Source organism: Streptomyces sp. NPDC054840 (assembly GCF_053611065.1).
Genome location: NZ_JBSGZP010000137.1, coordinates 1 through 13,202 on the forward strand (window position 1 = coordinate 1; position 13,202 = coordinate 13,202).

A 13,202-nucleotide genomic window follows, 5' to 3' on the forward strand; every position below is an offset into this window, starting at 1 on the left:
GTACACGGGCGCCCCTCCGCCTTGCCGGGCACGGCACCGGACGCCGCGGGCTCGGCCGACAAGATCCGAAAGAGACGGCCTACGCCGCGCTCAGGCCCGCGCAGAGGGAACTGGCCGGAGCGGGAAGCGGCCTGCTCACCGCGGGTCCCGTCGCAGGGCACCTCGACGAGCTCGCCACCGCCCTCGGGCGGCCGATCCCTCACCGCTGAAACGAGCCCCGCAATGCGGGCAGGGCGTCGGGGCGGCGCACTCCGGGCGGTCACGGCCGGGACGGCGAACGCGCGTGGCTCGGAACGGCACGGCGGGCACTGGTCCAGGTGCATCCCCGGACCTTCGCGCTCCCGCCCCTCAAGGCTGCCGAGGCCCTGCACGGCAAGGGCGATACGGGCGGATTCGCATTCCACAGGATCCTCCGAACCGCTCAGTCCAGCCGTCGCCCTCGCGGTCGCCGGTGCGGCGGCTTCCCGAACTGCGACGACTCCTGCCCCGCCAGGTCAGCTGCGCTCGGCGCCGTCCTCCGCGGGCGGCAGCTGGCCGCCGCGGACGAAAGTGCGGATGCCGGCAGCCCGGCGATCCCGTATGCCCCGCAGGATGGACAGGGCGTGGCCATTGCTGCTCGCGTTCTGGATCAGGGACTTGGCATGACCCACGACGGGTTCGACCAGGCAGACGTGGTTCTCGGAGTCGAGCAGATCGGCCTCCAGGAGAGCCTCGCGGGCAAAGGCCAGGTCGGGCTCGTGGTCCGCCAGCTCACCGAGACCGAGCGGGACTTCGTTCAGCAGTCGCGATATCTGCGACCTATACGCCTTGTACTCAAGGTGCATCCTTCCGCTGAGCGGGGCTGAGGTCAGCGGAGGCGCCATCGACGGCCGGAGCACGTCGTTGTAGAACCACGACGGGAGCGCCAGGGCGTGTGCGCGGGCGGCCGAGAAGCCATTCACATAGACGGTGGCGCGACGGATGTGCGCCGTGGCCGACTGCACGTCGTGGTCGTGCAGATTCTCGACGGCCCGGCCGATGGCCAGGGCGGCGTGCACATTGAAAAGGGCGTGCAGCTGATGGGCGCTGATCCAGCGGGAGAACCAGTGCTGGGACGTCTGTTCCGGAAGCGGCCGGCCCGGTGGCCCGGGCCCGTCGACCCATGCCGCATCGCCATGGGCACCCTGGTCGATCAGCACCTGCCGGATCGCCGCTGTCTCCCGCGTCGTCTGGGCGCCGGCCAGTGGCGCCGAACGCAGATCGTTGAGTGACCGTACGAGAACGCCGATCGCCTGGGCGGACGCCTGAGCAGAATCCAGATCGGCCGTGCGTATCCTGAAATACCGCTGGACGAGCGACTTCGCGGCGAACTCCTCGCCACCGCTGTCCAGTCGGGCGGCCAGCAGACATTCCAGTCGCTCCAGGGGAGCCAGCGCCGCGCAGAGACCCGCCTCTCGCACCTGCGGACCGCTGAAAGCCGGAAACCGGTCGAGGGCACCGGCCGCCTGACCGGCAAGCCCCGCCGCGTCCTCGATCCCGGAGAAGGCAGGGTCGCTCTTACAAGGGGTCAAGGGTTCAGGCAGTACGACGATCGGCGGCAACAAGCTCTTCACAGTTTCACGTCCACCTTCCGGGATCACTGCATGGCGATGTCGAGGCAGACCACGGGCGGCCGCGGCAGATGAACGGCGCGCCCGGGCGAGCGTCTCTCAGACCCTCTCCGGATCTTCGCCGAGGCGCTCTCCGGAGTTCAGCAGCCCCAGTTCCGACATGTCACTGTCTTCCAGTGCGAAGTCGAAGACGGCGGCGTTCTCGGCGAGGCGCGACTGCGTCGCCGACTTGGGGATCACGATATTTCCCAACTGGACGTGCCATCGGATGACGATCTGCGCTGGTGTGCGCCTGTGCTTATCGGCGACTGCCCGCAGGCGCGGATCGCTGAGGAGTTCCGCACCCCGCCCCAGGGGCTTCCACGCCTCCGTGGCGATGCCGTGCTCCAGGTGGAAGGCGCGTAGGTCGGCCTGCTGGAAGCCGGGGTGCAATTCGACCTGGTTGACCGCCGGTACGACGCCGGTCTCGTCGAGGAGTCTGCCCAGTGCCCGCACCGTGAAGTTGGAGACACCGATCGCCCGGACCCGGTCATCGGCGTAGAGCTTCTCAAGAGCCCGCCACGCCTCGACGTATCTGTCCTGCCGGAATGCGGGCCAGTGCACGAGGTAGAGGTCGATGTACTGGAGACCCAGCTCGGACAGGCTGGCGTCGAACGCCCGCAGAGCCCTGTCGTGGGCGTGCTCCGTGTTCCACAGCTTGGTGGTGACGAACAGTTCCTCGCGTGCGACACCTGATCGGCGGATCGCCCGGCCGACCGCCTCCTCGTTGCCGTACTGCGACGCCGTGTCCACGCTCCGGTAGCCGGCCGAGAGAGCGGAAAGGACAGCGGCCTCTCCCTCGGGCCCCTTCAAGCGCCATGTCCCCAGTCCGACTCTCGGCATGCGGACGCCATTGTTCAGAACGGCTTCTCGAAGTATCGGTCCGGTCGCCGTCACGTGAACCCCCTTCGCCCGTGCTTCAGTCCAGTGGCACGATGTACGCGTTGGTCGTCTCCTTTCCGGTGGTAGCCCAGTGCAGATGCCCGGACACGGCCCTGTTCCCCTCGGCGCCGAGGACTGCGTGAATGTGTACCTTTCCGTCCCTGATCTCACCGTTCCCGCTCAGCTCAAGAGCCTGGGAGTATTCGACGATGATGTCATTCGTCGGGTCGCCCTTTTCCATGGTGCTCACAGCGCATTTCAGGACCATCCCGATGAGCGATACGACGGCGCCGTCCTTCACTCCTTGTTCGGCGGCCTTGAGGGCGATTGTCCCGATAACTTCTTCGCCCGGGGCTATGGGTATCAACAGCACTGCGGCTGCTTTCTCATTGCTGTCGTCAAGGGGCGCCTTCCTTTCAGTGGCGGACGGTTCCCCATCTTCTCCGCTCGCTTATAGGTTGGCAAGGCCATGGCCGAAAAGGCGTGCCCGAGTCGGCCATATGAGAGTCGCGGAACAGAAAATTGATGCACTCCTGCCGCTCCCGCAACATGACCACTCAGGAGAAGCATCCGGCCTGCTCCGAGCCCCTATGCTCCGGATATGGGCTCCTTACTGTCGCTCAACGCCGGCCGGGCTCACCTACCGGCACACGCACCCGTGCAGGAGACCGCCATCGGCAAACGCCCGGTCGACGGCCGGGTCGGCATCGCCGCCCCGGGGAAGCGCGGAACGGCGGGAAGTACGGGAAGCGCGGTGGCCGGCGACCAGGTGTGCGACCTCCTCAACCATGGAGGCGATGATCAGGCCGTCTATGCCTACGGCCGCGAAGAGCTGGATTTCTGGGAGAGAAAGCTCCATCGCCCCCTGCCGAACGGGATCTTCGGCGAGAACCTGACCACCCTCGCAGTGGCGACCACCGACGCGCTGATCGGGGAGCGTTGGCAGGTCGGCCCGGAGACGGTGCTGGAGGTCTGCGCGACCCGGTTCCCTTGTCGGACCTTCGCCGAGTGGCTCGGGAGCGAGGACTGGGTCACACAGTTCGTCCAGGAGGCTCTGCCCGGTGCGTACTTGCGGGTGATCGTGCCGGGTGACGTCGGCGCCGGGGATACCATCTCCATCCTCTCGCGCCCGGGGCATGGCGTCACCAGCGGCGTGGTGTTCCGCGCCATGACGCGCGAGCCCGAACTGCTTCCGCTGCTCGCGGATGTCGAGGCCCTGAGCGCGCACCAGCGCAACAAGGCCGCCCGGCGGGCCCGGGGCGGGGCGCGAACATGACGGGCCCGCGGCCGTTCTCACGGAAGAGCCGCCCCGCGGTCGCGGAGATATCGGCTGAGGAACTGCCACGACCTGCGGGTGTCGCCGGTGACGCGGTGCGGCCGGCGGAACTCGGCGACGTAGGCGGCGATGTTTCTGAGCTTCCACGCAACGTCGTACAGGGCGAGCGCGTCGGGAGACACGGCCCGGCCCGTACGGCGGGTGTAGCTCCGGAGGGCGTCGGTCGAGCCGGCCGCGACCATCCACAAATCCCGCTCCGCAGGAGCGAGTTGCACGGTGTCCCAGTCAATGAGGCGCAGCCCTGTGCGGCCGCGCACCAGGTTGCCCGGATGCGGTTCCCCATGGGTCACGACCCACGCCGCCTCCGTGCTCCGCACATGGCGGACGAGCGCGTCCATGTAGGCGAGCAGCTCACGGACATATCCGGCGTGCGCGAGGACCAGCCGGCGGGCCGGTTCGGAGAGCGGGCCGCCCGGCCAAGGGCGGTCGAGGGCATCCAACGCCTCTTCGAGGCCGCTTCGGCCGGGCAGGCTCAGATCTGTGCGAGGAGCCCCGGCCGCGGCGACCGCAGTGGCCGCGTGGAGGTCGGCGAGGAGTGCGACCACCTCCGGCAGGTCCTGCGCGCGGTGCACACCGTAGAGGCCCGCGTCACCGTCCACCATCGGGCGTATGGAAACCGCATGCCGCGGCGTCACGAGGTGCGCCATCGTTCCCGCCCGGGTCGGGAGGGGGGCCACAACGAAGCGGAGACCCGCGTCCCGCCGAAGGACGAGTGCGGTCCGGAAGGCGCTTTCCAGTCGGATGCGGGCACCTTCCCTGATGTCGCCCCCGGCGCCCTCGGAACCGAGGTCGTCGACGGTGACGAACCATGGCTGTTCCGCCTCGTCGACCATGACCCAGTGGTAGCTGCCGGCCCCCACGGGGAGGTACTTCACCGATCCGATGCCGATCGTCCACCCATCGGCCACCGCCGAGATCAACTCGGCCTCGTCCACGCCCTCAGGCTTTTCCTTCATGAAGCGTGATGGTGCTCCTTCGGGCATCCAATAGCTAGGGGACATGATGCAATTGGACAACCCAGGTATCACCGACCTGATTTCTCTCATCGGCAGCCACGACACGAGGGCTCGCCGGTCCATAAATTTCACGCCGAGTGAGAACGTCCTCTCGCCGCTCGCACGGATCCCCTTCGTCTCTGACATCTACGCACGCTATTTCTTCGACTACTTCCGGACCTCTTTCGTCAGTGGCCTCGACGCCGGACGCGTACAGATGGAGATTCTTGAGCCGGTTCTGCGGCAGATGGCCCGGGCAGAGTACGTCGACGTGCGCCCGATGTCGGGCATGAATTGCGCGACGATCGCCATCGCGAGCCTGTGCCGCAGCGGGCAGACGATGCTGACCGTACCCGTGGAGAGCGGCGGCCACACGAGCACGGGGGCCATAGCGGACCGCCTCGGCGCGAGGACCCTGCCCATCCCCATGCGGGGCACGCATTTCGTCGACGTGGAGCGGCTCGGTCGGCTGCTCACCGCCGAGCGGCCGGCACTTGTCTACCTCGACCAGTCGAGCCTGCTGTTTCCGGCGGACCCGCGGCCGATCCGTGAACTCATCGACCGGCGGTCACCTCAGACGGTCCTGTACGTCGACTCCAGCCACACCAACGGCCTCATACTGGCCGGGGCGCTGCCCAGCCCGCTGGATCAGGGGGCGCACGCCTTCGGCGGTTCCACCCATAAGACGCTGCCCGGTCCGCACAAGGGGTTCCTGGCGACGAACGATGCCGAACTGCGCGACCGCATCGGTTCGGTGGCTTACCACTTCGTCAGTCAGCACCATCTCGCGGCGGCCGTTTCCCTCGCCATCACGTTGATCGAGATGCGGGACTGCGGCGGGAAGGAGTACGCGTCGAGGGTCCTGGAGAACGCTCAGCGATTCGCGCGGGGACTCTCCGACCGTGGGATCCCGGTGATCAGGACCGAACAGGGTTTCACCCGTTGTCATCAGGTGTGGGTCCTGCCCCCGCCGGGGACCGACGCGGCCGCCCTCTCCCGGCGCCTTTACGGACAGGGGCTGCTGGTGAATCTTTTCCCGGACCTTCCGGGCGTCAGCCACCCGGTCTTCCGCATGTCGATGGCCGAGATGACCCGGTGGGGAGGAACCGAGCGGGAGGTGGACGACCTGGTCGGCATCTTTGCCGAGCTGCTGAGCGAAGGCCGCAACGATCTCCGGGCGGAGGTCGCCGTCGTCAAGTCACGCCTCGCGAAGCCGCGTTACTGCTACGACTACGACCAGCTCGCGGCCATGGGCGTCGACAGCGGCCTGCTGAGCCTCTTCCAGCGCATCGAGCAGAATGCGTAGGCGCTGGTGACTGGCCCCGCCGAGATCGTCATCGTGGGGGCAGGACCACGGGCGACCGGTGTGCTGGAGAGAATCCTCGCCAACGTCCCCGCGATGCTCCCCACCCGAGAGCTGCACGTGCACGTCGTGGACCCGTATCCGCCGGGAGCCGGTCGAGTGTGGCGTGCCGGACAGTCGTCGCTCATGTGGGTCAACGTTCCGGCCAGGGACATCACGATGTTCACCGATGAGACGGTCCGGTGCGAGGGACCGCTCCGGCCCGGGCCGTCGCTGGCCGAGTGGGCGGGGAGGTCACGCGAGCGCGGCGCGGACCAGGAGGGGATCTTCGCCAGCCGGCTGCTCCAAGGCGACTACCTCGCGTGGGTGTTCAGCCAGATCGTCGCGCACCGGCCGACCAACGTCAGCGTATCGGTTCACGCGACCCGAGCCACCGGGTTGACCGGCGGGCCCGACGGCAGGCAGCGGGTGCGGCTCGCCGACCGCGAGCAGTGTCTCCCGGCGGACATCGTCATCCTGGCTCTGGGCCACCTCGACGGTGAACAGGACCAAGAGGCCGCCGAGCTCGCGGCGTTCGCCGACCGGCACGGTCTCGCGTACGTTCCGCGCTCGTATTCCGCCGAGGGGGACCTGTCCGTGCTCCGACCACGGGAGAAGGTCATCGTGCGGGGCTTCGGGCTGGCGTTCGTGGACCTCGCCGTCATGTTGACCGAGGGCCGGGGCGGCGCCTACCGCGTGGGGGACGACGGCCGGCTGCGGTACCTGGCCTCCGGCGAGGAGCCACAGCTGTACGTGGGTTCGAGACGAGGCGTGCCGTACCGGACCAAGATCTCTTACCAGTCGTCCAGTGGTCCTGCGGCGCTGCCCAGGTTCTTCGACGAGTCGGTCTTCGAGTATCGGCCGTCTCAGGAGATGGACTTCCATACCGAGTTGTGGCCGCTGATGGCCAAGGAGATCGGCTGGGCCTATTATCACGAGCTGTTCACAGCCCACCGGGACCGGGTGGCGGTCGACTGGGCGGATTTCTCGGTGCGCTACGCCGACTCCGTCTGGAACTCACGCCGGTTGAAGGACCACGTCAAGGCATGTGTTCCCGACCCGGTGGACAGGCTCGACCTCGGTCAGCTCGACAGACCACTCCACGGTGTCTGGTACGAGAGGTTCGCCGACCTCCAGGCCCATGTCCGCAGCCATATCGCCGCCGATGTCGCACGGCGCGGTGAGGGTGCGCACAGCGCCGACCTCGGCGCGGTGTGGGGGCTGAAGTCGGTCTCGGGACAGTTGGCCACCATCCTCGGTACCGGGCGGCTCTCGGCGCGTTCCGAGGCGAACGACGTGGCCGGCTGGTGGAAAGGGTTCTTCGACTACGTCTGCAGTGGTCCCCCCAGCCCTCGGGCACGCCAACTCGTCGCCCTGTCGGAAGCCGGCGTCCTGAACTTTCTGGGGTCCGGGATGTGGATGGTCCCCGACGAGAGCCGTGGCGTATTCCGGGCAGGCAGTGCCAACACGGCGCATACGGTGGACGCGAAGTCGTTCGTCGAGGCGCGACTGCCGAGATCCGACCTGCGGCGCTGCCCGGACGCACTGCTGAGGGGGCTGCTCGAATGCGGCGAGGCCGTCGAATGCGTTCGCACGGACCGGGACGGCTTCGCCCACCGGTCCGGCCTGCTACGGGTCTCGCCCGGCGACTTCCGCGTGGTCGACGCCTCGGGCCGTCCACATCCGCGGCGCTACGCGCTGGGCCCGTTCACGAGTATCCGCCACTTCGCCACCTTCACCCGCCCGCGGGCCAATGGCCTGTCCTTCCGGCAGAACGACGCACTGGCCCGAGACGCGCTGCGTACACTCGGCGTTGGCTGACAGACCCGATGCTGCAACCCGAGGCCGAACGTGAACACACCCGCCGGATGCTGGCGGCAGGCTGGCCGCGTCCAATGCCGGAACGGTCTTGCCATACCTGGCCCCACGCTCGCGCGATTGTTGCGTATCAGCGCGTGGGCTGGCTCCTTCCACGCAATGAGGCGCCGAAGCCCGAGAACCCGCCGCCGGCTCGCGCTGTCTTGGAGCGCCGGCTGCGCCGGGCCGAGGCCGAGGCCGAGCGGCTACGAGCGGAGCTGGCCGGGCACCAGGAGCGACAGGACGCCTGACATACGGGCCCCGTGACCTGCCGACACCTGGGACCAGGCGGCTCAGCGCGCTGAGGAGCACCGCACCCACCGGCATGAGGCCATCCTCCGCGCGCGCAGGCCCTCCAGCTCATCGCCGAGAACTGGACTACCGTCCACGACCTCACGACTCGATCGGGCACGCCCTACTACCAGGAGATCCTCGACGGCCTCGCACCCGAAGCACGAGCCCTCATCACGCAGCTGACGACCCGATCCTGGCCCCATGAGCACTCTGGGTGCCAACTCCGAGACCGGTTGGCCCCCAGAGGTGTTGTGCGTCGACAGGAACCTTCAGCGGTTCAACGCCGAGTCGAGGTGTTCCTGCACCGGCTCCGCTCGTGCGGCGCCGGACCGTCCGCTCACGCATCGCGTACGCACGAGAGGGGGTGGAGAATGCCGCCGGGCCCTCTCGTGTGGCGGGGCCGGCGGCGGTCGGGGGCGTTCAGTTCCTGAGGTTCTTCAGGGCCGACGTGCCGCCGAAGACCCGGTCCAGGGCCCGGTCGGGCAACAGCCTGGACAGAACCCGGCTGCCGGCCGCGTCGCGGCCGACGGTGTACCGGGTCCTGGGCCGATCGGCGACCAGCGCGCGGAAGATCACCCGGGCGACGTCGTCGACGGTCGTGCGGCTGCTGCGGGCCGAGGTCTCGTTGGCCTCCATGAAGCCGAGGAACGAGTCGCGGTAGAGCTCCCGGACCGGCTCGGGGGCGCCCTCCAGAGCCCGGCGGCCCGTGTCGGACATCTTGGACCAGAGGGGGGTCAGGACAGCGCCCGGCTGGATCACCACGACGGGGATGCGCTGTGGAGCGAGCTCGCGGCGCAGCGCGTCGCTGAGGGCCTCCTTGGCGAACTGGGAGGCGGCGTAGGCGCCGAGGTAGGGAAGGGCGACGTTCCCGAGGCCCGAGGACACGTTGACGATCCGCCCGGAGCCGGTACGCAGCAGCGGCAGGAAGCCCTGGACCATCTGCACCTGGCCGATCACGTTGATGTCGAGCTGCCGGCGCATCTGCTCCATGGGCACGCACTCCAGCGGAGCTGTGACCGCGATGCCCGCGTTGTTGACCAGTCCCCACAGCCCGGCCCCGCCGAGCAGCCCGGTCACCTCGTCCACGGCCGCCCGGACCGACTTCTCCTCCGTCACGTCGACGATCACCGGGGTCAGCCGGCCGACCGCAGCCGCACGCAGCCGTTCGCCGTCCTCGGGGCGGCGGACTCCGGCGAGGGCGTGGAAGCCGACCCGGGACATGTGGAGTGCGCAGGCTTCCCCCAGGCCGGAGGAGGCCCCGGTGATCAGTACGGCCCGGCCTGCAGGTGACATCGGACCCGACGATTTCGACACGTGTTCACTCCGGTTGAGAACTGGGAGGCGGGCTGGGCCGTGCCCCGCGGCCCGGGCGGCGGGTCGTGCCGCCCTCTAGCCGTCGTGGCAACGGTGACGCGGGCGGCGTTTTCGGCCCTCGGAGCCGACGGCGTCCGGCGAACGCGCACGGCCATCCGCTTCCGTGGGCGGGACTTCAGTATGTGCGGCGGCCCGTGCCGAACGCATTCCTACGAGTGGCCCGGCTGGGCCGAAGGAGTGGAAGACGGGGATGAGCACTTTTGTGCGGGATGTACCTCGCGCAAAGGTGCTCGTGTACATCCCCCCTTTGTCCCCACGGAGGACACGTGACCGCCGCAGTACAGGACGTCATCACCACCAAGCTCGAGCGCACCTTCGACACCATGGACGCCAACCACGACGGCTACCTGGACTGGTCGGACTACCAGAAGCTCGCCGACCGCTACATCCAGGCGTACAAGCTCGACAAGAACGACCGCCGGGCCAGGGCGCTGCAGAGCTTCTGTCAGATCTACTGGCTGGAGCTGCTGCGCCACGCGGGCGTGGACGGAGACCGGCTGACGAAGGACCAGTTCGTCACGGCCAACCGTCTCGCCGTCGTCGACACCAGCCGCCTCAACGTCACCGAGGGCGGCGGCCACGCGATCTTCGACGTCATCGACGTCGACGGCGACAACGAGATCAGCAAGGGCGAGTTCGAGCGCTTCCTGCGGGACGTGTGGAAGAGCGAAGCCCCCGACGCGATGGACATGTTCACGAAGCTGGACACCGACGGTGACGGCGCGATCTCGCGCCACGAGTTCATCCGCGCCGTCCGCGAGCACTTCCTGTCGAACGACCCGGAGGCGCCGGGCAGCCTGTTCTTCGGGCGCGTCTGAGCGGATCCGGTCGACCCGTACGGGCCGACAGCGTGACCACGCTCACCGCATCCACTCCGCCGGGCACGACCTCGCACCTCCTCTGGAGGCGACGGGCGTGCCCGGCGGGCGCGTGTGCCGGGGGCGCGGCCTCGTCCGACCGGCGGCGTTCCCTCACGGCTCCGCCCATCGCTCAGCCGGCGTCCGTTCCGCCGGACAGGTGAGACCCGTGTCCCCGAAACGGTGAAACCGCAGCTCGTTCGCCCGTTCCGACCGGCTCGCTTGGCACCATCGACACGCTCACCGCTCTTTGCACCGTAGGAGCCGGCGCACAGACCGGCCCCAGCCACGGCACGTGGCTCAACCAACCGTGAAAGGTCTCCCTCATGCTGACGCAGAACCGTCATACGTCCGGCGACGTGGGGACCTTCTACGACCGTCACACGGACGTGTACGACCACGCCCTCGGCGGCAACATCCACGTCGGCTACTGGGAGGACGACGCGGACGACAGCTCCATGCGGGAGGCGACCGACCGGCTGACGGACCTCGTCACCGAACGCCTCGCCCCGGCCGAGGGGCAGCACCTGCTCGACGTGGGCTGCGGCCACGGCAGCACCGCGGCGCGCATCGTCGCCCACCACGCCGTGGAGATCACCGGCATCAGCGTCAGCGACTACCAGGTGGACCTGGCCAACAGCCGTCCCCTCTCCCCGGCCCTCCCCGGACGGGCCACGTTCCGGCTGGCCGACGCCATGGAGAACCCCTTCGAGGACGGGACCTTCGACGGCGCGTACGCCATTGAGTCCCTTATGCACATGAAGGACAAGAAGGCGGCCCTCGGGCACATCGCACGGGTCCTGCGCCCCGGCGCCCGGCTGGTCATCGCCGAGCACAGCCTCGCGGGCGAGCTCACCGGGCCGGATGCGGCCCGCATGGCCGACGCGTACGCGTACTTCAAGTTCTCCCTGACCACCGACATGTACGGGGAGCTGCTGCGCGAGGCCGGTCTCGAGGTGGTGGACCACACCGACATCACCAAAAACGTGCAGCGCTGCTACGACAGCATGATCAACGGCTGGCGGAACGCCGCGGACAACTCCAGCGGCGAGACGTCGCGTGAATGGGCGACGGCGGCCGACCTGGGCCACTGGTTCTTCCTCGAGGTCCCGGAGCTCCGCTACGGGCTCCTGACCGCCGTTCGCCGCTGAGGCGTCGAGTACCACCGTTCGTCGCCGAGCACCCCTACCGCCGCCGAGGTCGTCACCCATGTCCTCCCCTCCCTCCCGCGACCGCTGCCCCTACCCCCTGGACGGCAGCGCCGCGGACATCCACGGCGAAGCCGGGGTGCTGCGCGCGTCGGGGCCGGCCGCCCGGGTCGAACTGCCCGGCGGCGTACCGGCCTGGTCGGTGACCGACCCGGGACTCGTCCGGCGATTACTGGTCCACCCCCGGGTCTCCAAGGACGCCCACCAGCACTGGCCCGCCTTCGTCGACGGCGACCTCCCCGCCGACTGGCCCCTGCGGATCTGGGTCGACATCCGCACGGTCCAGACCGCTTACGGGCCCGACCACACACGGCTGCGCCACCCCCTGGTGCCTGCGTTCGGCGCCCGCCGCGTGCGGGCGCTCGCGCCGTGGATCGAGCAGACCACCGCCGTACTCCTCGACGACCTCGCGCGGGAGGCGGCCCTCGCTCCCGACGGGGTCGTGGACCTGCGGAAGTGGTTCGCCACGCGGTTGCCGTGGCGGACGGTCACCACGCTGGTCGGGCTTCCGGAATCCATGCACGACGGCTTCCAGGCCGTCAACGACATAGTCTTCACAACCGACTTGAGCGCGGATCAGGCGAGTGCCACCGAGGCGGAGGCCGCGCGGCTCCTCGCGGAGCTGATCGTGCTCAAGTCCGAGCGGCCCGGCGACGACATCGCCACCGCGCTGGTCGACGCGCACCGCGAGGGCCTGCTCGACGAGCGGGAGGTGGGCGACAACATCTGGATGGTGCTGGGCGCCGGTTACGGGACCACGGCGAACCTGCTCGACCACGCCGTGGTCAACCTGCTCACCCATCCGGAACAGCGGGACCTGGCCGTGTCGGGCGGGGTCGGCTGGGACCGGGTCGTGGAGGAGACGCTGCGCCACCAGGCCCCGGTGGCCAGCTTCATGATGCGCTTCCCCACCGAGGACCTCCACGACGAGCCGACGGGGCTGACGTTCGAGCGGGGCGACGCCCTCGTCATCAACTACGCCGCAGTCGGCCGCGATCCCGGAGTTCACGGCCAAGGGGCCGACCTCTTCGACATCACCCGCCCCACCGTCCGCGAGCACCTGGCCTTCAGCCACGGCCCCACCTACTGCCTGGGAGCCGAACTCGCCCGGCTGGAAGGTCGTATCGCGCTGTCCGCGCTCTTCTCCCGGTTCCCCGGCCTCGGACTCGCCGTCGGTCCCGACCGTCTTGCCCCGCTGCCCTCCCTCATCTTCAACGGCCACCGGGAGATCCCGGTACGGCTCGAAGGAAACTGACACAGTTGAACACGCACCCCGGATCACCGCACCCGTTGACGTCGTACCAACGAGACGTCTGGTCCGTCGGATCCCGAACGCCGGAATCACCGCAGTTCAACTGCGTGCTCCACGAGCGTCTGCACGGCGGCGTCGACCACCGCAGGCTCGCCGCCTGCGCGGAACGCGTGCTGC

General features: G+C 69.0%; 12 protein-coding genes. 7 read left to right on the plus strand and 5 right to left on the minus strand.

What is annotated here, in order from left to right; genetic code table 11:
* Nucleotides 1-209 (plus strand): hypothetical protein (locus ACWGIU_RS12920; protein ID WP_453705154.1); only part of this gene is annotated, 209 nt, incomplete at its 5' end.
* A gap of 285 nt (nucleotides 210-494) precedes the next feature.
* On the opposite strand, the gene ACWGIU_RS12925 is transcribed toward ACWGIU_RS12920, so the two are convergent.
* From ACWGIU_RS12925 to ACWGIU_RS12935, 3 genes are all read right to left on the minus strand, one after another.
* On the minus strand, nucleotides 495-1,592 hold the full coding sequence (locus ACWGIU_RS12925; RefSeq protein WP_453705156.1) for a hypothetical protein: 1,098 nt from the start codon (nucleotides 1,590-1,592) through the stop codon (nucleotides 495-497).
* 96 nt (nucleotides 1,593-1,688) lie between these two features.
* Entirely contained in the window at nucleotides 1,689-2,471 is a 783-nt protein-coding gene (locus ACWGIU_RS12930; RefSeq protein ID WP_453705158.1) for an aldo/keto reductase, read from the minus strand.
* A gap of 76 nt (nucleotides 2,472-2,547) precedes the next feature.
* A complete protein-coding gene (locus tag ACWGIU_RS12935; RefSeq protein ID WP_453705160.1) occupies nucleotides 2,548-2,883 on the minus strand; it encodes a PCC domain-containing protein in 336 nt (111 codons plus the stop codon).
* Between the two features lie 228 nt (nucleotides 2,884-3,111).
* Between ACWGIU_RS12935 and ACWGIU_RS12940 the strand changes: the two genes are divergently transcribed.
* Entirely contained in the window at nucleotides 3,112-3,786 is a 675-nt protein-coding gene (locus ACWGIU_RS12940; RefSeq protein WP_453705162.1) for an MOSC domain-containing protein, read from the plus strand.
* Nucleotides 3,787-3,803: 17 nt separating this feature from the next.
* Here ACWGIU_RS12940 and ACWGIU_RS12945 read toward each other — a convergent pair whose 3' ends face one another.
* Entirely contained in the window at nucleotides 3,804-4,802 is a 999-nt protein-coding gene (locus ACWGIU_RS12945; RefSeq protein ID WP_453705164.1) for a phosphotransferase, read from the minus strand.
* A 43-nt stretch (nucleotides 4,803-4,845) separates the two neighbouring features.
* Between ACWGIU_RS12945 and ACWGIU_RS12950 the strand changes: the two genes are divergently transcribed.
* Both ACWGIU_RS12950 and ACWGIU_RS12955 read left to right on the plus strand, forming a co-directional pair.
* Nucleotides 4,846-6,147, plus strand: a complete 1,302-nt coding sequence (locus tag ACWGIU_RS12950) for an aminotransferase class I/II-fold pyridoxal phosphate-dependent enzyme (RefSeq protein ID WP_453705166.1) — start codon at nucleotides 4,846-4,848, stop codon at nucleotides 6,145-6,147.
* A 6-nt stretch (nucleotides 6,148-6,153) separates the two neighbouring features.
* A complete protein-coding gene (locus ACWGIU_RS12955; RefSeq protein WP_453705168.1) occupies nucleotides 6,154-8,004 on the plus strand; it encodes an FAD/NAD(P)-binding protein in 1,851 nt (616 codons plus the stop codon).
* 750 nt (nucleotides 8,005-8,754) lie between these two features.
* Here ACWGIU_RS12955 and ACWGIU_RS12960 read toward each other — a convergent pair.
* Nucleotides 8,755-9,627, minus strand: a complete 873-nt coding sequence (locus ACWGIU_RS12960) for an SDR family NAD(P)-dependent oxidoreductase (protein WP_453705170.1) — start codon at nucleotides 9,625-9,627, stop codon at nucleotides 8,755-8,757.
* Nucleotides 9,628-9,974: 347 nt separating this feature from the next.
* Between ACWGIU_RS12960 and ACWGIU_RS12965 the strand changes: the two genes are divergently transcribed.
* The 3 genes from ACWGIU_RS12965 to ACWGIU_RS12975 all read left to right on the plus strand — a co-directional run bounded on the left by ACWGIU_RS12965 (nucleotide 9,975) and on the right by ACWGIU_RS12975 (nucleotide 13,028).
* Nucleotides 9,975-10,526, plus strand: coding sequence for an EF-hand domain-containing protein (locus ACWGIU_RS12965; RefSeq protein WP_453705172.1), 552 nt, complete (start codon nucleotides 9,975-9,977; stop codon nucleotides 10,524-10,526).
* A gap of 365 nt (nucleotides 10,527-10,891) precedes the next feature.
* Nucleotides 10,892-11,716, plus strand: coding sequence for a methyltransferase domain-containing protein (locus tag ACWGIU_RS12970; RefSeq protein ID WP_453705174.1), 825 nt, complete (start codon nucleotides 10,892-10,894; stop codon nucleotides 11,714-11,716).
* A gap of 58 nt (nucleotides 11,717-11,774) precedes the next feature.
* Nucleotides 11,775-13,028, plus strand: a complete 1,254-nt coding sequence (locus ACWGIU_RS12975; protein WP_453705176.1) for a cytochrome P450 family protein — start codon at nucleotides 11,775-11,777, stop codon at nucleotides 13,026-13,028.
* Nucleotides 13,029-13,202 lie beyond the last annotated feature (174 nt).

Excerpts from the sequence above, each read along its gene's own strand:
- ACWGIU_RS12930 (WP_453705158.1), bottom strand. The coding sequence starts at position 2,471 with ATGCCGAGAGTCGGACTGGGGACATGGCGCTTGAAGGGGCCCGAGGGA.
- ACWGIU_RS12940 (WP_453705162.1), top strand. The coding sequence starts at position 3,112 with ATGGGCTCCTTACTGTCGCTCAACGCCGGCCGGGCTCACCTACCGGCA.
- ACWGIU_RS12945 (WP_453705164.1), bottom strand. The coding sequence starts at position 4,802 with ATGAAGGAAAAGCCTGAGGGCGTGGACGAGGCCGAGTTGATCTCGGCG.
- ACWGIU_RS12950 (WP_453705166.1), top strand. The coding sequence starts at position 4,846 with ATGATGCAATTGGACAACCCAGGTATCACCGACCTGATTTCTCTCATC.
- ACWGIU_RS12960 (WP_453705170.1), bottom strand. The coding sequence starts at position 9,627 with ATGTCACCTGCAGGCCGGGCCGTACTGATCACCGGGGCCTCCTCCGGC.
- ACWGIU_RS12970 (WP_453705174.1), top strand. The coding sequence starts at position 10,892 with ATGCTGACGCAGAACCGTCATACGTCCGGCGACGTGGGGACCTTCTAC.
- ACWGIU_RS12975 (WP_453705176.1), top strand. The coding sequence starts at position 11,775 with ATGTCCTCCCCTCCCTCCCGCGACCGCTGCCCCTACCCCCTGGACGGC.